We start from the raw sequence: 21,485 nt of genomic DNA on the forward strand, positions 1-21,485 counted from the left end.
GACCGACAGGACGGATGGCACTCCCGGATTCGCCGTCATGGCGCTACTTAGGTGTGCCTGGCCTAAGTTAGCCGACACTTCACTTCTGTCCAACAGGTGCACACTGTGCGGGACGTCACCCCGCGACGTCATGTCGGCCGGACGGGAGCCGTGCAGGGCTCGCCGTCCACACGTGGGTCCGAGCCGACGGCGCACCGCGGCGTGACCCCCCGGATCGCGAGGGGTCACGCCGCGGGCGTTCCGGCCGCGTCAGAGACGCGGATCCTCCAGGACCGCGAGGGAGCTGAGGATCGGGTGGCGCTTGCCGGTCTCGCCGATCAGCTCGACCGTCAGGTCACCTCCCGGATGCTCGACCGTGGTCGAGCGCTCGTCGGCGGTCAGCACGCCCGCCTCGGCCCGCACGTCGTACTCGTAGAGCACGACCTCACCGTTCACCAGTACGTCGAAGCTCCGTGTCCCGAGGGGAAGCCGGCTGAACTCGGCGAAGCCGAGGTCGATGCGGTACCCGCCCTGGGGGACGTCCTCGAGCACGTAGCGGAACGTGCGGCCGGTCCGCTGGGTGCGGAACAGGTCGTCGTCCTCCGTGCCGTCGATGGCCCCCCGGGTAGCACGCTTCGTGCCGCCGACGTGGCCCCATCCCCCGGTGTCCGGCCGGAACGCCCGGTCCGCCGACCACACGAAGCCGTCGGTCCCGACGTGCCCGCGGCCGCCGACGTCGATCCCCAGCCAGTACGCCGAGGTCGCCATCCGGACGCGCTCGTACTGCTCGGGGGACCGGCCCGCGGTCGACGACACGAGGACGTCACCGACGAGAAGACCCGGATCGGCACCGGCGTTGTCGACGGCCACGGTGACCGTGGTGGACTCCCCGACGCCGAGTTCGACCGTCTCGTCGGCCGCGTCACCGGACATCGCGAGCCAGGGCAGGTCGGCCGGCTCGGGGTCCCCGTCCTCGTCCCTGCTCTGCTCGGTGAGCTCCACCTCCATCGGGGCGGAGCCCGTGTTGGTCACGGTCAGCTCCGAGGACGCGGTCCCGTCCGGGCCGAGGAGCCACTCCAGCTCGTCCCCGGAGATCTCGGCGACCCCCGTGGCGAGCGCCGTGTCGAACACCTCTGCCTGGTCCCTCGCGGCGATGGTGACCGTGTCCGCCACGGTCTCGTAGTGCGGTGACCGGACCTCCACCGTGTGGTCACCCACCAGCGCCTGGGCCTTCCAGAGCCCCTGCGCGTTCGCGGTGATCGTCCGGGAGCTGCCGTCGTCGGCCGTCAGCGTGACGATCGCCCCCGCGACCGGCTCGCCGTCGTTCGCGTCGGTGACCTCGCCCTCGATCGTGCCCGACGCCGGCAGCACGTACTCCAGTCCCGTCCCGGCCGTCAGGACCGGCTCGTCGAACGAGTACTGCTGGGCCCGCAGGCCGTCGAGCCGTTCGACGCCCACCGTGGCGGACGCCCCGTGGGTCCGAGGGTTCTCGCCGCCGAAGCCATCGCCGTAGCCGAGCTGGATGCGCCCGTCCGCCACGAGCGTGACGGAGAAGCTCACGCGCTCCGACGGCTCGTCGTAGAAGGTGACGTCGCGGTACTCGATGATCTGCGCGTCGAGCCCGTCCACCTCCGTGACGCCGACGTAGATCCCCGCTTCGTCGTCGACCACCAGGTCGTCCCAGAACGGATAGATCGCGTCCGCGGGCGACCGCGTCGGCAGCTCCGTGTTCGCCGTCATGGTCCGGCTCCGGTCGAACGTCAGCATGCCGTTCATCGCGACGCACACCCCGTCCCACGACGTGTCGTAGAAGGGGAAGTCGAACCCGAACCACAGCACCCCGCAGCCGAGGCGGCCCGACCATCCCGTGTTCGTGGTGCCCTGACGGTACAGGTTCGTCGTCTCCGCGACGGTGTAGGACCGGTCGGCGGGAGCCACCGGCACCTCCTCCGGCTCCGGTTGCTCGGGCTCCGGTGCCGGCGTCTCGGCGGCACGCGGGTCGAGGGTGACCCGGAGCGCCGCGAGACTCGGGGGCCGCAGTCCCAGCGCGCCCCGGAGCTCCACGGTGAGCGGACCCCCGGAGTGCTCGACGACCGCGGTCTGCCAGTCGGCGGTGTTCCTGCCGACCCTTCCGGCGGCGTCGTACGCGTACCGCACCAGCGAGTCGTCGACCAGGACGTCGAACACGCGCCGGCCCGGTGCCACGTGCCCGATCTCGGCGAAGCCGAGGTCCACCAGGTACGTGCCCTCCGGCACGTCGTCGAACTCGTACCGCAGGTCCTTCCGCCACGTGGTGCGCTGGGACCGGAACAGGGCGTCGTCCGCCGTGGCGTCCACCGAGCGGTGGGTCCAGGCCCGCCGCGTCCGGCCCTGGTAGCCCCAGGACCCGTCGTCGAACTTCTGGTCGGCCGACCAGTCGAAGCCGTGCTCGTCGGTGTACGCCGGTCCTCCGGCGTTCACCCCGACCTGGAACTCGGTGGTCGTGAGCGTGACGGGGACGTACTCCTTGGACTGCCGGCCGGCGTCCGAGGTCACCACGATGTTCCCGCCGAGGACGCCCGGTTCGAGGTCGTCCGCGGACAGGGTGACGTCGACGGTGGTCGTCTCACCCGGCGCGAGCGTGCCGCCCGTGGCCGACAACGAGAGCCAGGGCAGGTCCGTGAGCAGGTCGTCCTCGACGTCGACGAGCAGCACCTCGTCGGCGACCTGGTCGGTCGCCCACAGGGCACCCGTGGCGTCGGTGGCGAGACCGCCACCCTGCCGCAGCAGCCGGCCGGGGAACCACCACGCGTTGACCAGGGAGCAGTCGGCCGGGTCGACCTGCAGCAGCCTGCTCGGGCGGTTGACGGCCCGGTCGGAGTACCAGACCGTGTCGGACGTCTCGTTGTAGGCCAGGCCCATCACCTCGGGCAGCGGCGGCGAGCAGTAGGAGAGGAACTCCCCCGGTGTCTCGTGCGACGTGCCGGCGACGGTCCCGATCGCACCGACGCCCCGGCCGCCCACGTAGAAGACGTCCCGGTTGGCGTCGTAGGCGAGCCCGGTCAGCTGCGTGTTCGACCACGCTCCGGCGATCTCCCGCGTCTTCTCCCCCGTGTCGGGGTCGAAGCAGTGGATGAAGCTCGCAGGACTGTCCTCCATCTGGCACATCTCTCCCGTCCGGGAGTCGAACGCCAGGTCGAAGGCCCGGTAGTCAGGGTTCCACCCGGCCGCGAACTCCTTGCCGGTGCTGGCTCCCGTGACCGTGTACGCGGTATTGGTCCGCGCCTCGTAGTCGTGGACCCACACGTCCCCGTCGTAGCCGAGTCCGGTGGGCTCCTTCTCGTCCGGATCGCCGGGGATCGGGATCCGGGTGATGACGTCGCCGCCGGAGTGGGTGCCCATCTCGTCGGCCGCGGCCGCCACGGCGTCCGCGTCCTTCGTCGGGCCTTCCGCCGCCGAGGACTCCTGCCCGCGCGCCGCGGCCGCCGCCTCGTTCCAGGCGGTCAGGTCGATCGCACTGTCCGCCCCCGTGCTGGTGCGGGCCGTGGCGTCGTCCGCGTCCAGCTCGGGATGGCGCTCCGCCTCCCCCAGGTCGTACGTGACGGGCGCCGAGCCGGTGTTCGTCAGGGTGAGGGACCCCGAGCCGTTCTGGTCGGTGCCGAGCACGGCGTCCAGCCCGTCGGCCGCCAGGTCGGCGACGCCGGTGGCGAGCCGGGCCTCGACCGTGGTCCGGTCGTAGAGCTCGTCGACGGAGAACTCGTGGGACTCGGTCACGTAGTCGGGTGCCGAGACGGTCATCGTGTAGTCACCCACGGGCAGCTGTCGACGCAGGGCACCGGTGGAGGTGGTGGTCAAACTCTCGACCAGACCGTCCGCGTCGGAGATCGCCACGGTGGCTCCCTCCACGGGCAGCCCGTCGTTCCGGTCGGTGACCGTCGTGTCGAGGTACCCGAAGTCGGGCAGGTCGTAGGTGACCACCAGGCCGTCGTGGAGCACCGGGGCGTTCTCCGAGAACCGGATGCCGTCCACGCCTTCCCAGCCCTGGATACCCGTCGTCGTGACGAGGCCGGCCGTCAGCGGGTCGTCGCCGCCGACACCGTCGCCGTAGGCGACGATCACCTTCCCGGACCGCGTGAACGTCGCGGAGAAGCTGACCGTGCCCTCCGACTCCCGCGGCCAGTTGGTACCGCCCCAGACGACCATGTCCCGGTACTCGACGACGAACGCGTCCTCCCCGTCCACGGTGGTGGACGCCGTGTACACACCACCGGTGTCCGTGCGCAGCGGGCTGGCGGTGTAGAACGGGAAGACTCCCGCGCCACCGTGGCCGGGGCCCGCGATGGTGTCGTCCACGGAGATGACCCCGCGCCGACCGATGTTGAGGGTGTCGTGGGTGCCGTTGTAGAGCGTGATCGGCGACGGCAGCGGCACCTGGGCCCAGATCCCGCTCGGGTACTCGACCTTCTGGGTGCCACGCCGGTACTCGCCCTCGGACACGGCACAGGTGTAGCCGCCCTCGTCCACGACGCGCGCGACGGGGACCTCGGCCGGATCCGTCTGCGGCCCCACGGTCAGCGGGACCGTGGTGGGCGAGAAGCAGGCGTTCGGCCGGACGTCGAGCGCGTACTCGCCCTCCGGGACGTCCGGGATCGTGAACCGGCCGTCGTCACCCGTGCGGACAGGATCGAGCGGTGTGCCCCCGATGGAAACCTCCGCCTCCGGGACGGGCTGCTCGTCCTCGCCGAGCACCGTCCCGCTCACGTCGTGCGTCGGTGCGGTCGTGAGCACGATGTCGAGGGCGGTGTCCTCGCCGACCGTGACCGTCGCGTCCGTCGACGAGCGCACGTAACCGAACGCCGTCGTGGTGAGCGCGTAGTCCCCCTCCGGCAGGTGCACGGAGAAAGAGCCGTCCTGCGTGGTGCCGACGGTGCGGTGGAACGGGCCGTCGATCGTCACCTCGGCGCCGGCCACGGGTTCGCCACCGGCGGTGACGACGCCAGTCAGCGAGCCACCCTCCCGGGGCGCGAGCTGGAGGAGCCGGACGAGGTCGAGGCGCCCCTCACCGTACTTGTTGTTGAACTCCGCGGTCCCGCCGCAGGAGGTGTCGTCGACGTCGACCGCCGACTCCGCGAGCAGACGGCGCGTCCGGTCGATCTGTCCGACGAGGGTCGGGTCGTAGCTCCACAGCGCGGCGACGGCACCCGCGACGTGCGGCGCCGCCATCGATGTCCCGCTGATCGTGTTGTAGCCGTTTCCGGGCCAGGCCGACCGGACGCTGACACCGGGCGCGGCGATCTCGGGCTTGATCGCGCCGTCCTCGCCCTCACCCTTGCGGGAGAACGCGGCCAGCACGCCGTTCGAGGCGAACGCGCCCACCGAGTAGGCGTCCGGATGGGATCCCGGTGAGGAGACGGTGTCACAGGCCGCGGCCGGTGAGGTGTTCCCGGACGACCAGACGCTGAAGATCCCTGCGGCAGTCCATGCCTCGTCGATCGCCGTGAAGAAGTCGGAGAAGGCGTGCTCGCCCGAGGAGCCCCACGAGTTGTTGACGACGTGCGGGCGCTTCGACACGTCAGGGTTCTCCCCGGCGAGATCGGTGGGTGCCAGCAGCCACCACCCCGAGTCGAGCAGCGTCTGGAACCCGGCCTCCTCGCAGCAGCCGTTCGTCGCGATCCACTGCGCGTCCGGGGCGACCCCCACCTGGTTCCCGGTGCCGTCGTCGCCCACCATGGTCCCCATGGTGTGCGTGCCGTGGCCGTTGTCGTCGCACGGGACGTCCCCGCAGCCACCGCGCGTCGTGAACCAGTTGTAGTCGTGGTCGGACGTCCCGTCGGGGTTCGTGCCACGGTAGCTCTCCACCAGCGCCGGGTGGTCGAACTGGACGCCCGAGTCCAGGTTGGACACCGTGATGCCGGCGCCCGTGGCGCCCAGCTCCCAGGCCTCGGGCGCGTTGATGTACTCCAGCCCCCACTCGACGTCCGACTCCGCGGCGCGCACGGCAGGCGCGTCGGGCTCCGGCCGCACCGGCTCGACCAGCTTGACCTCCGGGGTCTCGTGGACCTCGGCGACCTGCTGGTTCTCGGCAAGCTCCAGAGCCAGGTCCTCGGTACCGCCCTTGACCAGCACGGCGTTGACGATGGGGAAGGACTCGTACTCCACGCCCGCGTCGTCCAGCTCCGCGGAGACCGTCGCCAGGGACTCCTGCGCCGTCTCGGTGAGCGCGTCGTAGACGAACTGTCCGCGTTCGGTCCAGTCCGTGATGCTCCTGGCGGGCTCCAGGTCCGCGTGGTTCTCGAACCGGAGCCAGAACTCGGCCGTCGGGTCCTGGCGGAACGACTCCTGCAGGGCCGGCTCGATCTTGTCGTCGGGTTCGGGGGCCTCCGCCGCGGGTTCGGGTGGTGGCGCGGCGGCCGACATCGGGAGAGGGGCGATGACGCCGAGGCCCGCCGTGAGGGCCAGTGACGCCACGACGGCTGTGAGTTTCATCAGGGGTCCTTTCCTGCCGGACCGGTGTGGCGGAACTGCTCGGCTCCGTCACACGGTCCGACGAGGGGTCGGTCAGCGGCCACGACTCCCACGATCGAGGACGTCTTCGTCGTCGGCGCCACGCACCTCGCGCGACTCGCGGAGCGGTGACCGGGGGCCGGCGACCGAACCGCCGCACGAGGCGGACGGTGCGGCCATGACGGCCCCTGGTGCAGGGATCATGGTCCAGGGAGCGAGCCGGCCGTCGCTATCCTCCGTATGCGTCAATCTTCACGACAGGCCCGCACCGGGCCCCTCCTCGCCGAGCAGTCCCGCCTCGACCGCAACGACCGCGAGCGCCGTGCGGGACGCGACCTTGAGCTTGCGCATCGCCGCACGCAGCTGCTGGTCGACGGTAGCGGGGGACTTCGCGAGGATCCGGCTGATCTCCCGGTTCGTCTTGCCGGTGGTCACGAGCCGGACCACCTCGATCTCGCGGGGAGACAGCTGGTCACCGTAGCCGCGGCGCCCGCCCCGCCACGGGCGGGGCACATCCGCGCCGAGCTCCCGCAGCCGCCGCGCCACCCGCTCCGCGTCGCCCTTGGCGCCGAGCCGGAACAGGCTCTCGTACTGCTCTGCGAGGAGTCGCCGTCCCTGGTCCGCCCGCTCGGCCGCGCGGAGGGCCTCGGCCTGTCGCTCGTGGGCGAGCGCGGTCTCGTACGGCCTCGGCAGGACGGCCCATGCGCGGGCCGCCCGTGCGTACGCGGCTGCGGCCCGGGTGTGCTCACCGGCCGCGGCGGCCAGGTGGGCGCGGCACGTGGCGAGAGCTGCCCGCGGCCCCGGCGCCGTGCGGCCGCGCAGACCCCGGGCGAACTGCCCGACGAGCCGCTGTGCGGCGCGGAGGTCGCCGGTGGCCAGGTGCGCCTCGACCCGCGCGGGCACGAGATCGGTGCCCCAGACCCAGACTCCCTTGCGGCGGAGGGCTTCCAGAGGCCGGTCGGTCACCCGTAGTGCGCCGCGGCCGTCTCCGGCGACGAGCCGCAGGCGGGCCAGCGCGGCGGCGGGCTCCATGGTGTCGTCGATGGCGCCGAGGCGCTCGGCCTCGTCGAGGACCCGCTGGAACTGCTCGGCTGCGGTCCGTCGTCGTCCGGTGGCTGCGGCGAGCCGTGCGGACAGCCGGATGCCGGCGAGGTGGGTGGTGGGACGGTCCCGGTCGGCGTCGGCGAGGACGGCGCTGCGCTCGGCCAGCCCGTCCCACCGGCCGGTGAGCCAGTCGAGGTTGGCCCGCTCGATCTCGACGTTGTACCGGAGCCGGCCGGCCTGCTCGGCGTCGGCGAGCCTGGTGGCCACCGCGAGGTGCCGTTCGGCGTCGGCGTACCGGCCCCAGATCAGGGCTCCGGTCCCGACGTTCGCGTGGATGCGGGCCAGGTCGAGCCGTTCCGCGGAGGTCGCCCCGTCGTGCGGCAGGTCCGCGATGATGTCCCAGGCCTCCTCCTCGCCCAGCATGAGCAGGGCGGCGGCGCGGTTGCCGGCGAGGTTGAGCCGGTCGGCGGGCGAGGCGATCTGGTCGGTGATCAGGGCGGCACGCTGGAGCCAGCGCAGGTGGACCGGGGCGGGCCAGGGCCCGGCGTAGGCCCAGCCGAGGTACGTCATCGCGCGGGCCGCCTCGATGGGGTCGTGGTCGAGGCCGGCCGCTGCCTGTTCCAGCTCGCCGAGCGCAGCCGTCGCCTCGCCGCCCAGGATCAGCAGACGACCGAGCGGGTTGCGGATCTCGGCCTGCTGACGGCCGGACAGGGCGGGGTCGCCGAGGACGGTGCGGAGGGTGGCGACGAGGCGGTGGTAGACGGCGTCCACCGGGTCGCGGCGGCTCAGCGCGGCGAGGGCGGCGTTCCGGGCGATCCGTGCCAGGTCGGCCGGCGACAGGTCCGCCGTCGCCAGCAGGTCGTCGAGCTGGACGACGGCCGCCGTGTGGTCACCCGACGCGACGGCCTGCTCGGCGGCCCGTTCGGCGTACCGCACCCACCGTGCGGTCTCGCCGGCCTCCCGGAAGTGTCGGGCGAGGCGTGCCGCGGGTGTGGGACGGTGGTTCTCGACGGCTTCGCCGGCGCGCCGGTGCAGGATCCGGCGGTCGCTCGGAGCGATGGACTCGTGGACGGCGGCCGCGGCGAGCCCGTGCCGGTACTGCCACAGACCCTCGCCGTCGTCGGTGAGGACGGCGGCACCGGCGGCCTCGGCGAGCCCCGCACGGGACGCCGGCGGAGCGAGGTCGGCAGTACGGGCGATCGTGGCCTCCGGCGACGGCTCTCCCAGGGTCGCCACGGCGCGTAGCACCGACTGCGCTTCCGGCGACATGCGGGCGATCCGCTCCCGCGTGCAGTCACGCACCGTGGGCGGGACGAGCAGCTCGCTGAGCCGGACCCGGGTCCACTCCCCCTCGCGGAAGGCGATGTCCCGGCGGTCGCACATGAGCCGGACGGACTCCTCCACGGCGACCGGGAGGCCGTCCGTGCGGTCGTGCAGGAAGGCGGCGAACTCGTCCGAGACGGGGCTCCCGCCGAGCATCGACGACACCAGCGACGCCGTCTCCTCCTGGGCCAGCGGCGGCAGGACGATCCGCGTCTGCGTGACGCCCGCGGGTAGCCGCGACATCAGCCGGAGCAGCAAGGATCCGGGCCCGATCTCGTCGAGCCGGTAGGAGACCACCAGGTTCGGGCCACCGTCCGGCAGACGGGCGGCGAGGAAGAGCAGGAACTCCAGGGTCACCTCGTCGGCCCAGTGCGCGTCCTCCAGGACGAGGACTCCGACATCGAGCGCTCGTAGCAGCTCGTCCAGCGCTCGGAAGAGGCGGTGTCGCGCCGCCCGTGCGTCGTCCAGCGGCTCGGGTGCCGGGGGCAGCCCGGCCGCCCACTCCGGGAAGAGCGGCCGCAAGGCACCGGCCAGACCGGTGAGGCCGAGGTCGGCCGCGCGCACCTCGATCCCTCGAAAGGCGTCGACGACCGGGCCCAGCGTGTGGGACTCGCGCAGGGGCGGGCACACGGAGGTCAGGACGCGGCCGCCGGACGTCGTTCCGCCTCCCGACGGTGGGCCATCGGCCGGTGGTGCCACCGTCGCCGACCACTGCTGCAGCAGCCGACTCTTCCCGATCCCCGCCTCGCCCTCCACGAGGACGATCGCCGGCGGCCGGGACACCGCCTCCCTGATCGCCGTCAGCTGCCGGGCACGGCCCACGAACTGCGGCGCGGTGACGGCCGGAGGCTTCCCGTCGGCGGCGGGAAGGCGACGGGGCATGCTGGATGATCTCGCCGGCTGCCGCACGGACGCAAGTATCTCGGCACGGCGTGCCGGTGCGAGCCGGCTCACCGTCGGCAGGCCCGTGCGCGTCTCCGGGGCCTGCGTGACCCCCGGTGAGCAGCCGGCGTTGCGCCGGTCAGAAGGTGGCGCGCCACTCGAGGATCGCGTCGACCACGTCGTCGAGATGGGACTCGAGGAGGAAGTGCCCGCCGTCGAGGAGCTCGACCCTCGCGTGCGGCGCGTCGCCGAGGAAGGCCTCGGCTCCGGCCGGTCCGAAGATCTCGTCGTTGCGGCCCCAGATCGCGAGCACCGGTACCCGGGACGTACGCAGCCATTCCTGGACCTCGGGGTACAACGCCCGGTTGGTCTGGTAGTCACCGAACAGTGCGAGCTGCGCGAGGTCGTTGCCGGGACGGGCGAGGAGCGCCAGGTCGTGCTCCCACGCGTCCGGGTCCACGACCGACGGATCCGGAACCCCGTGGAGGTACTGCCATTCGACGGCTTCCCTCCCCAGAGCCGGACGCAGCCGGCTCTCGTTCTCGGGCGAGGGGTCCTGCCCGTACGCCCAGATCGGCGCCCAGAAGTCGGGCACGAACCCGTCCTCGTACGCGTTGCCGTTCTGGGAGATCACGCCCTCCACGGAGCCCGGATCGGTCAGGGCGAGGCGCCATGCGATCGGTGCTCCGTAGTCCTGCGTGTACACGGTGAACCTCGTCACGCCGATCACGTCGAGGAAGCCGCGGGTGATACGGGCCAGTTCGTCGAAGGTGTACTCGAAGTCGTCGACCGAGGGCGCCGAGGAACGGCCGAAACCGATGTGATCCGGAGCGATCACGCGATACTGCTCGGCGAGCACCGGAATGAGGTGCCGGAACATGTGCGAGCTGGTCGGGTACCCGTGCAGCAGGAGCAGCACCGGAGCCTCGGGAGAGCCTGCTTCGCGGTAGAAGACGTCCCATCCCTCGACGGTGACGGTTCTGTGGTGGACCGTGGTCATGATCGATCTCCTGTCGCTTGTGCGCCACCGTCCCGCCGCGCTCGTCGTGCGACAGAACGGCGGCAGCGCGGCTGACGTTGCTGATCACGCAGGGCGGGACCCGTCCCGGCCAGAACCGTCTGCGCTCCTCGGGGTTTGCCCGCGACCGCGACGAGGCTCTCGGCGATCTCCTGGATGCCGACCGCTGAGCACCAGCAGACCCCGTGTGGTCGCCACAGGGTCAAGGGATCGTCGATCACGCGTGCGCGCTCCCGTGCGGGGCAGCCGGGCATCGACAGATGCGAACACCAGGCGCCACGCGCCTGATGCGCGCCGGGACATCGCGCTCGCACCGGCAGGGGTGCCTCCTCGGTGAACGCCACGCACGTGGGGCGTGGGAAGCTGCGCCGCGGGAGATCTGTCGCCGATGAGAATTCGCCCCGTCCTCGAGGTGCTTCTTCCTGGTTCAGATCCACCCGCGAGCCGCTGCCCGCACACCGGCCTGGAACCGGTTGGCCGCACCCAGCCGGCGAAGCAGATCGGCGCTGCGCCGTCGCAGCGTGCGACTGGAGATGCCGAGTTCGCGCGCAATCGTCTCGTCGGTGGCACCCGAGGCCAGGAGCGTGAGGAGTGCGTGGTCCTCCGCAGTCGGGCCGCGCGTTGGCGGCGTGGCGCCCTCCAAACTATCGGTCGGCGGCACCTCCACGGCTTCTTCCCAGACCGCCTCGAAAGCGGCGCACAGCAGATCGACCAGGGGCTGATCCTCGACGACGAGCGCGGTCGGGCGTCGGGGATCGAGCGTGGTGTTCACCAGCGCGATCCGGCGATCGGCGACGGCGAGCTTCGTCGGCACGGTTCGAGCGATGCGTGCACGTTCGCCCTGGGTGGCGGCATACCGCATCTCCTCCCAGGCACCCGGCCGGTCCAGGACCTCCGCCGCGTAGACCACCCGCCACAGCACTCCGCGCTCCAGGACGAGAGGCTCTACCGGGTTCTGGTCGGCCAAGATGTACGGCGGGCGATCGAACTGCAGAAACTCCTTGGTCACCTCGTGCTGGAGGCGGGTGTACCAGGCACCGATGAGTGCCGGGTCGTCCACGACCCGAACACCTGCTCCCGAGGTCGGCGTGCCACCGGCCTGCTCGAACAGCTCCGCGAGGTCGGGAATCGCGGACCGGACACGGTCCACCCGGGCCGCAGTCCTGTCGGCGAGCGTGCGCAGCGCGGTGCGCGGGTCGACGGCGGTGTACCCGTTGCCCTCACGGGCCCGATTGACCAGGCCGGCGGCGCGCAGACGTTCCAGCACCGACACGCCGTCCGCGCCACCCAACGGCACGTCCTGGGCCAGCTCGGCGGGCCGGACCGTGCCGTGGGACAGCACGTACCGATACACCAGACGCGCGATGCCATCGAGCCCGACCACGTCGAAGTCCGCGTCGAGGTCCCGGACCATGGACACCTCCCGGTGAAGTGGATGCGCGGGTGGTACGCGGAGCCGCTGCCCGGCAAACCCCGTCGACCCGCGAGACAAACTGTGTCATGGTGGCACCGTCGGTACCGGTCACGGCCGCCCGCGCGGCGCAACGTCGAGGTCAGCCGTACGGCTGACCTCGACGTTGCGCCACCGGCCAGGGCGGCAAACGCGTCCGCGCGGTCAGGCCCGTTTCAGCCGCCAGGTCCACGAGCATCTCGTGGAGGGCCGGGTCCGGGCCGATGCGCAAGAACGCCGCCGGAACGTGACCGCGGGCATCAGCCGATCACCGACCGCCGGGCGATCAGCGGATCCCGTAGGCCCGCACGACAGACTGCGTCACGGTGTTGCCACCGGAGTCCACGGCCCGTACCTTCAGCGACACCGCGCCCCGGTGCGCACGGTGCCGAACGCGGACGTCGAAGGTGTCGCCCTGGTGATTCCGGTCGGCCCGGAGACGGTCCCACGTCTCGCCGTCGTCAAAGGAGGCCCATGCCTCCAGCGCGGCGACTTCGCCCGAACCGGGGTGGTCGACCACAAAGCTGACGTCATGGAACGGAAGCCTCGTGCTGACGTGGTTGTCGAGGCCAACCGGGACGTGGTAGTCGACCCGCATCATCGGCAACTGTTCGGCCCGCCCGGCGCGAGGACGTTCCGATTCGAACGTCCACACGGTCTCCGTGGCGGTACCGAACGTCCAGTCCTGCTCGTCACGCACGGTACGAAGCTCGACCTTGTAATCCGCTGATCTCTTCGTGGTGGTGTAGGTCCCGGTGATCCCGTCACTCCCACCGATCATCACACCGTCCTCGAGCACCCTGCCGGTGGCTTCCTCCGGCAGCTGGGCACGCTGGTAGGTTTCCCCGGCGCCCTGGGCGAACTCGGCGACATCGAGCGTCAGTTCGTCGCCGGTCCGCGTCGCGCCTTGTCCGACCGGGACCGGCCGCTGCACGCCGCGGTACCAGTCGTACGTGACACGCTCCCCCGGCTGATAGGTCCGCAGCTCGTGGATCGCGCCATTGTCGATCGGGTTGAACTCGTCCCACGAGTTGTAGTGCAGCACGTGCTGGCGCCAGAGGGTGTCGCTCGCCCCGGAAGAAACGTACTCGGTACGTGTCTGCGCCTTGCGCAGCTCGTGCTGCGACTCCACGATCGTGGTCTGCTGCCAGGGACGCCACGCGTACCGCTGCTCCTTGGCCCAGTCCTCGCCGCCCAGCGAGTGGTAGTTCGCAGTGATCGTGGCGGTGTTCCGTGCCGAGACGGTGTGCGCCACACGTTCGGGGACACGGTCCGGCGATACCTGGACGACGTCGTACCGGTACGGAACCTGCTGGTCGCCGCTGAACCGGAGCTTCAGGCTCCTCGGCCCGTGGCCGTGCCCCGGGCCATGGCGGTCACCCTCCGACAACCGCTCGGCCACCTGTCGCGCCTCGTCCTCGGACAGCACTGCGACCGGCAGCGGCAGGCGCGGGCCCTGTCCCGAGAACTTGATCCACCACAGTGCGGGGTCATCGGGAACGACCAGCACCATCGCAGCGCCGGCCTCCACCGCCGCCGCCACGGCGGCGTCCGTCTCCCCCTTGTCCCGGAGGTGAACCACCACGGCCGCACCGCGAACATCACGCCGGCCCTGGTACTCCTCCGGCTGGCCGCGGCCCACGTCGACGACCGGGAGCACTCGAGACGAGTCCACCTCCGGTGAGTACCTCTCGTAGGTCGGCCAGAGCGTCAGGCCGCGGGAGCCGGGCTCCTCAGCCTTCACCATGGGCGCGGCGAGCTGCCAGCGGGAGGTGAACTCGAAATATCCGCGCTCAGCCTCGTCCGTCGGCGTGACATAGACCTGTGAGGTGGCGTCGAACTTCATCGTCGAATTCATGAAGCTGCGGTCACCGACCTTGCGGTAGGTCGTGAAGCCGAGGTTGCCGCGTGGCTCGGCCGGCAGCGGGGTCTCGATCTCGACGCGGTTCGCCTCACGGGCGTCCAGCACCAGCTCGATGTCGCCCGAGACGTGCAGGTCCGGGTCGACGACGACGGACACGTGCTCCTCAGCGGCGCCGTCGATCGTGGCGTGCAGGAAGTAGGTGCCCTCAGCCACCTCGATCTCGACGGTACCGAAGGTGACCACGTCGAATCGGGGATCCTCGCCGAACAGCACGATCGGCGAGGCCATGGCCGCGGCACCGTCCCTGCCGATCGCCCGGACCGTGACAGTGTGGACCGGTGCGTCCTTGACGACGGCGACCGTCGTGCGGGTGCGGTCGCTGCCGTTGGTCGCCACGAGCGACCCGGAGTACTGGCCGAACGGCAGCGCCTCGACGTCCACGGTGACAGGAACGGTGACGGTCTCACCGGCGGGAAGGGTGACGGCGTCCGCACCCAGCGCGACCTCGGTGCCGAGCGGGTCACCCTGCGCGTTCGTGAGGTCGAGCTCCAGCTCCAGCTCGACGTCCGTATCGCCGCGGTTCGACCAGCTCACCTCACGCGAGACGTGACCGGTCTCGCCATCTTCGAACGTGCCGAGATCGAGGGTGCCCGTGGCGACGACCCCCTGGGTGACCGCCCGCGCGACATCCACCCGGCCGCTGCCCTGCTCGTAGACGCTCAGGTCCCCTGGGGCGGCGGTGCTGATCAGGCCGTCCTTCAACCGGGACCACGACCAGCCGGAGTGCCGCGCGGCGAGGAGCGCCGCCGCCCCGGCGACGTGGGGCGTCGCCATCGACGTGCCGCTCGCACCGGTATAGAGGTCGTCGACCACGTCGCCCATGGAGGTTCCCCCGGAACGCGCGGCCACGATCCCGACGCCCGGGGCCGTGATGTCGGGCTTGACGGCGAGGTCGCCGGCGCGCGGACCGCGGCTCGAGAACGCCGCCAAGCTTTCGTCCCGGTCCACGGCGCCGACCGTCAGGGCGCTGTCCGCGGCGCCCGGTGAACCGACCGTCATCGCACCCGGTCCGCTGTTACCGGCAGCGATGACGAACAGCGTGTCGTAGGTGGCGGACAGTTCGTTCACTGCCGAACTCATCGGGTCGGTCCCGTCGGTCGGCGAGCCCCCGAGGCTCATGTTGACGACGTCGGCACCGACCTGCGCCGCCCACTCCATGCCGGCGATGACCTCGGACTCAGAACCACTGCCCGAGTCGTCCAGAACCTTGCCGACGATCAGATCGGCGCCCGGGGCCACACCGGCCCGCAGGCCGTCGGACCCCGCACCGGTTCCCGCGACCGTCGCTGCGACGTGAGTGCCGTGCCCATGCCCGTCGTACGCGGACGCCTCAGCGGTGAAATTGCGCTGGTCGACCACCTTGCCCACGAGGTCGGGGTGGGTGGCGTCCACACCGGTGTCCAGCACGGCAACGGTCGCACCGGTCCCGTCGAGTCCCGCCTCCCAGGCGACGGGAGCTCCGATCTGCGCAGTGCTCTCGTGCAGGTCGGCCTGCACCTGGCCGTCCAGCCACAGCTTCTCGACGCCACCGCTCAGACGCGGACGGCCGGAGGCAGCCACAGCCGCCTCGCCTCTCGTGATCGCCTGCCAGAACTGCCCCGCACCGTTTTTGTCGACGTCCAGGGCCTGGGCGCTGATGCTCTCCAACCGCTCGGTCGGGTGCGCCGCGGCCAGAGTGCCCACGTCTCCAGTACGCGCACCATCGGCATAGGTGGCGATCACGGGCAGGGCGTCCACCGACGCATCGTCGTATCCCTGGCTGATCAGGGCGTCCACGCTGAACAGCTCCATGTCGAGCAGGTCCGCGGCCACGTACGGCACGACGTCGGACGGCAGTACATGCAGCTCACCATCGATATCCATCTGATGAACGGTGACTTTCTCACGTCCCTCCGCCGGCTCGATCGCCGCCGACCGGCGCCCATCGACCGTCGCCAGCCGGACGGTGTCACCGGTCAGCAGGGTCACCGCCACCGTCTCCCCGCCAGGGGGCGACGGTGGAGCAGCCATGCCATCGTCCGACGCGACAGCCGCGCCTCCGGCGGTAAGACTCACGACCAATGTCGCAAGCCCAGCGATCATCTTCCGACGCATGGCGCCTACCTCTCTTCGACCCCGTCGTCCGCGGGTGTCCTGGTGTACTGAGGGCTGTCTAGCCGTAACGAATCAGCCGAATCAAGCCGGAGCCTGGCCCATCTAGGACATTGGCCGCTAGCGGTCAGAAGTGTTTACACGGGCGTCACGCGGGAACGGACTTTTCACCCGGCGCCGCCCACATGGCGTACGTCGTCGCGATCACCTGACCGATCGGAAGTCGCCGGGTTCGAGCACGTGGAGTCCCGGGCTGGAGGACCGGTTCGGCCCCGAGCAGGCCGGGGTCGTGTGTCGACGGGCGGGGCCGAACCGAACAGCTGACCGATGAACACCCGAAGAGTCGCCCCAGGAAGTGGCGCACGACTACGCATCTCGCTGCTCGAGCAGGACTGCTGCGGCGGTGAAGAGCACCGCGACCCAGGCGACGAGCGTGAGACCGCCCTGCCACGGCTCGGTGATCCAATCGCTGCTGGCCGTCGGGGCGGCCAGGTCCACCCAGCTCTGCTCCGTCGGATAGCTCAGAAGTACGTCGCCCGCGATCGAAGGCAACAGTACTGCGACATTCTCCGCCCCGGTCGGCAGGAAACTCGTCGCGATCGGTGCCACGAGCAGGAGGACGAACGTCACCGACATGCCACCGGCCGTGGTGCGCATGAGCCCACCGACAGAGAACGCGATAAGACCGACCAGCACGAGGTATCCCACGCCGCCCAGCAACGCGAGCCAGTACTGCGGATCATCGAGCCGCACGGCGACGTCGTTGCGCGCGAGCAGGCTGACGGAGAGCGGAACGGTGACGGCGAACGCGACGGCACTCACGACGAAGGTGGCCACGGCGAAGACGAGCGCCTTGGCGAACAGGATCGGCAGACGCGTCGGCACGGCGGTGATGGTCGATCGGATCGTGCCGGTCCCGTACTCTCCGGCGATGACGACGACACCGAGCGCACCCACGATCAGCGCGCCGAAATCGGTGGTGACCGTGACGGCATACACGGCCATGTCCTGGATCGCGTCCTGAGTGGGCACGTCCGGCATGCCTTCGAAACTGAGCGACGACGAGACCTGCGCCCCGATCCCGACCGTCAACGTCAGCAGAACTGCATAGGCCCACCAGGTGGAGCGGACGCTGCGGAACTTGATCCACTCCGAGCGGATGACGCCGCCGAGGTACAGATCCCCCTCGGCGGGAACGAAGACGGAGGGTGCGGTAGTGCTGCTCATCGGTCGACCTCAGGAGATGTCTGCATCGTGCGGTACTCGACTTCGTCTCGGGTCAACGCCATGTAGGCATCTTCGAGTGACCGCGTCAGCGGGGTGAGTTCATGGACAACGACCCTCGCGCCGGCGGCGACCTCGGCGATACGCGCCGCGGCGAGACCCGTCACGGAGATCAGGTCAGCCTCCGCGCGCGACACGGTCGCGCCCTCTGCTTCGAGCAGAGGTGTGAGGTGCTCGGCCTGCGGGCTGCGTACCTGCACCGAGTCTCCTTCGGCCCCCGCGACGATCTCACTCATGGGGGCGTCGGCGACGACACGCCCTCGGCCGAGGATGATGACGTGATCGGCCGTCTGCGCCATCTCACTCATCAAGTGGGACGAGAGGAAGACAGTGCGCCCCTCTACGGCAAGGCGCCGCACGAGCCCACGAAGCCACACCACCCCGTCGGGGTCGAGCCCGTTGACCGGCTCGTCAAGGATGAGCGTGGCAGGATCGCCGAGCAGGGCCACGGCGAGACCGAGCCGCTGGCCCATCCCGAGTGAGAAGCCGCCCACGCGCCGGCCCGCCACCGGCTCGAGCCCTGTGAGGCCGATGACCTCGTCGACACGCTTGGCACCGATTCGATGCGTGGCGGCCACGGCGAGGAGATGGTGGCGCGCGCTGCGCCCCGGATGGACTGCTTTCGCATCGAGAAGGGCGCCGACCTGACGTAACGGCGCGTGATGCCGGACGTACGCCTTACCGTTCACCCTGACCACACCACCGGACGGCCGATCAAGGCCGACGATCATCCGCATCGTGGTCGATTTACCGGCGCCGTTCGGACCAAGGAATCCGGTCACCCGGCCCGGACGAACGGTGAAGTCGATGCTGTCGACAGCAGTCTTGGCACCGTAACGCTTTGTCAGCGACTGAGCTTCGATCACGAATGAACTCCATCTGTTCTCAACTTCGCGCCTCCTGCGTCACTCGGTGTCGTGAGGCCAGGTGTGACGGACCGTTGGGCCCGTTGCGCGCGGTCAGTCGACACCGTGTCGCCGGAACACGGTCAAGGTGTTCCCGCGGACCGCCGCGCTGGACGCCCACACCGTTCCGCCACCGCGCGGTGGTCGACCTCCTGTGCCCTCCGGGTCCAGGAAGCCCGTCGCCCCGTCCGGGACGCGCGACGCGTCCGAGCCGCCATAATGACTGTGGTAAGCACATGGTTCAGGTCGGTGGACGACCCGGAGGAGAGCGAAACTGTCGACACTTCTGGGCCGGCACGTGGAATGCCGCCAGGTCGAGCAGCTGCTGGGCGAGGCGAAGACCGGGCGCAGCGGCGCCCTCGTGGTGCGCGGCGAGGCCGGTATCGGCAAGACCGCGCTCTTGGAGCATGTGCGCACCAGCGCCGACGCGCTCGGGTTCCGCATCGAGACGTCGACGGGCATCGAAGCGGAGACGCAGTTCGCCTACGCGGGGCTGCACCAGATCTGCGCTCCGCTGCTCGACCGCGTGTCCGCGCTGCCGGAGCCGCAGCGACTGGCCTTGGAAGTCGCGCTCGGCCGCGAGACCGGTCCCACCCCCGACAAGTTCATCGTGGGCCTGGCGGCCCTCGGTCTCTTCTCCGACGCCGCCGAGCGAAGCGGCCTGCTGTGTCTCGTCGACGACGCCCAGTGGCTGGACCATGCCTCGGCCGAAGTACTCACCTTCGTCGCGCGCCGCGTCGACGCGGAACGGGTGGCGATGGTGTTCGGCGTCCGCGACAACGGTGGGGACCACACCGTCTTCGCCGGCCTGCCCGAACTGCGTCTGAGCGGGCTGTGCGAGGCGGATGCCCGCGAGCTGCTGGACTCGGTGGTCGCGGCGCCGTTGGACGACGAGGTACGGGACCGGATCATCGCCGAGGCCCGTGGAAATCCGCTCGCGCTGCTCGAGCTTCCCTCTCACTCTCGGCCTGCGCGACTCGCCGGCGGCTTCCAGCATCCCGACGTCTCAGACATCCCTGGGCGCGTGGAGACGGAGTTCCGGAACCGGGCGGGAGACCTGCCCGACGAGACCCGAATGCTCCTGCTGATCGCCGCCGCGGATCCCACAGGAGACCCGTCCCTGTTCGGACGCGCTGCTGCCCAGGCCGGCATCGCTCCTGAGTCGGTGGCGCCCGCCGAAGCCGCCGGGCTGATCGAGGTCGGCACCCGGGTGCGCTTTCGGCATCCGCTGGTGCGCTCGGCCGTCTATCGCGCCGCCGGGCTTGCGGATCGCCACCGCGCACACGCCGCGCTGGCGACCGCCACCGATCCCGCGCTCGAACCCGACCGCCGGGCATGGCATGCCGCTCAGGCGGCGTCCGGGTTCGACGAGCGAATCGCGGCGGAGCTCGACCGGTCCGCGGCGAGAGCGCGTGCCCGCGGCGGCTCCGCGGCCGCGGGGGCGTTCCTGCAGCGGTCGACGGAGCTGACGCCGGATCTCGCCGACCGCGCACGACGAGCACTGGAAGCCGCCCACGCGCTGCGGGAGGCCGGCGCCCCGGAGCCGGCGCTCGACCTGCTCGCAACGGCCGAGGCCGGTCCGCTCGACACGCTTCAGCGCGCCCGAGTGGCATTGCTGCGCGCGCAGATCATGTACCACCTGAGCCGGCATCGAGAGGCACCGGCGATACTCTCGGAGGCCGCGGCGTTGGTCGCCCGGTCCGATCCGGAGCTGGCCCGCGAGATCCGCCTCGACGCGCTCGACCTGTCGATGATCTACGGCGATCCGATCGGCCGGGTCATCGCGCGGGCCGCACTCGACGACCCCGCGATCGAGGGCGTGACGCGGCCCGTGGACAGATTGCTCGTCGGGCTGGCCACGACGATGGTGCACGAGTTCCCCTCGGGTGTGCCCGCTCTGAGGGACGCACTGGAGTCGTTGCGCGACGTCGGGATTCCGAACGATCAGCCCCGGCCGCGGCCAGGTTTCACCGCGAGGCGCACCATCGGGATCGTCCACGACCTGACCGGCAGGATCGCCGTCGGGATTCTCGACGACGAGCTCGCCCACGACCTCACCGAGGCGTACGTCCGGTCCGCACGCGCGGCCGGCGCGCTCGCCGTGCTCCCTGCGGCACTGAGCCTGCACGCCAACGTGCTGATCATCAGCGGTGAGATCGCTCGGGCGCGCGAACTCGTCGCCCAGTCGATCTCCATCACGGAGGCCACCGGGGGCGTCCCCAGTCGTCACTCCGAGACCATCCTCGCCGCGTGGAGCGGCGACAGGGCGACCTCCATACGGCTGCACGACATCACCCTGCAGGATCCCAGCCATCCGGCGAACGGTGCGGAGGTCGGTCTGGCGAAGTACGCGACGGCCGTGCTCTACAACGCGCTCGGCGAGTACACCAAGGCACAGCGCGCGGCGGAGGCGACCTGCGCCTGCCTCGAGCTCTCGTTGAGCACTGTCGGCCTGGCCGAACTGGTCGAGGCATCGGTGCGTGCGGGCGACCCCGGCACCGCCGCGAGTGCGCTCCAGCGGTTGACGACACGGGCCAAAGCCTGCGACACGTCCTGGGCGCGCGGCCTGGAGGCGCGCTCGCGCGCGCTGACGATCGTGGGTCCTTCGGCCGAGGCGCACTATCGTGAGGCGATCGCCCAGCTGGGAACGTCGCGGATCGCCGGGGAGGCCGCACGGGCGCACCTCGTCTACGGAGAGTGGCTGCGTCGCGAAGGACGACGCCAGGATGCTCGTGACGAGCTGCGTACCGCGCACGGCCTCCTTTCGGACATGGGTGCCGAAGCCTTCGCCGCCCGTGCCGCCAATGAGCTACGTGCCACGGGCGAGCACCCCCGCAGGCGCATGACACAGTCGACCGATGAGCTCACGGCTCAGGAACTGCTGGTCGCGAGGCATGTGGCTACGGGAGCCACCTCGCGGGAAGTCGGCGCACAGTTGTTCCTGAGCCCGCGCACCATCGAAGCGCACCTGCGCAACGTCTACCGCAAGCTGGGGATCAAGTCCCGCCGCGAACTGAGGGAGGTCTCGCTGCCGTGACCGCCCCGGCGCCGGCGAGCCTCGGACCGTCACGGGTGGCCATCCACGACCGCCCGGCGGCCGCG

General features: G+C 70.9%; 8 protein-coding genes. 1 reads left to right on the forward strand and 7 read right to left on the reverse strand.

The window, feature by feature from the left end; translation table 11 throughout:
* Positions 1 to 249: 249 nt before the first annotated feature.
* From J0911_RS14540 to J0911_RS14570, 7 genes are all read right to left on the reverse strand, one after another.
* Entirely contained in the window at positions 250 to 6,444 is a 6,195-nt protein-coding gene (locus tag J0911_RS14540) for a S8 family serine peptidase (RefSeq protein ID WP_207276171.1), read from the reverse strand.
* 270 nt (positions 6,445 to 6,714) lie between these two features.
* On the reverse strand, positions 6,715 to 9,711 hold the full coding sequence (locus J0911_RS14545; protein ID WP_207276172.1) for an ATP-binding protein: 2,997 nt from the start codon (positions 9,709 to 9,711) through the stop codon (positions 6,715 to 6,717).
* Positions 9,712 to 9,850: 139 nt separating this feature from the next.
* Entirely contained in the window at positions 9,851 to 10,711 is an 861-nt protein-coding gene (locus tag J0911_RS14550; RefSeq protein ID WP_207276173.1) for an alpha/beta fold hydrolase, read from the reverse strand.
* A gap of 445 nt (positions 10,712 to 11,156) precedes the next feature.
* Entirely contained in the window at positions 11,157 to 12,143 is a 987-nt protein-coding gene (locus tag J0911_RS14555) for a helix-turn-helix transcriptional regulator (protein ID WP_207276174.1), read from the reverse strand.
* A 322-nt stretch (positions 12,144 to 12,465) separates the two neighbouring features.
* Positions 12,466 to 15,966: a S8 family peptidase gene (locus tag J0911_RS14560; RefSeq protein ID WP_207276175.1), complete on the reverse strand. Its 3,501-nt coding sequence runs from the start codon at positions 15,964 to 15,966 to the stop codon at positions 12,466 to 12,468.
* Positions 15,967 to 16,560: 594 nt separating this feature from the next.
* Positions 16,561 to 17,421 (reverse strand): ABC transporter permease, encoded by an 861-nt coding sequence (locus J0911_RS14565; RefSeq protein WP_207276176.1) that lies wholly within the window; start codon positions 17,419 to 17,421, stop codon positions 16,561 to 16,563.
* Positions 17,418 to 18,344, reverse strand: coding sequence for an ABC transporter ATP-binding protein (locus J0911_RS14570; RefSeq protein WP_207276177.1), 927 nt, complete (start codon positions 18,342 to 18,344; stop codon positions 17,418 to 17,420). The genes J0911_RS14565 and J0911_RS14570 overlap by 4 nt, the downstream gene beginning before the upstream one ends.
* 325 nt (positions 18,345 to 18,669) lie before the next feature.
* On the opposite strand from J0911_RS14570, the gene J0911_RS14575 reads away from it, so the two are divergent.
* Complete coding sequence (locus J0911_RS14575) at positions 18,670 to 21,420, forward strand: ATP-binding protein (RefSeq protein WP_278186834.1); 2,751 nt, start codon at positions 18,670 to 18,672, stop codon at positions 21,418 to 21,420.
* Positions 21,421 to 21,485: the final 65 nt, after the last annotated feature.

This window comes from Myceligenerans salitolerans (assembly GCF_017349295.1).
GTDB lineage: Bacteria > Actinomycetota > Actinomycetes > Actinomycetales > Cellulomonadaceae > Myceligenerans > Myceligenerans salitolerans.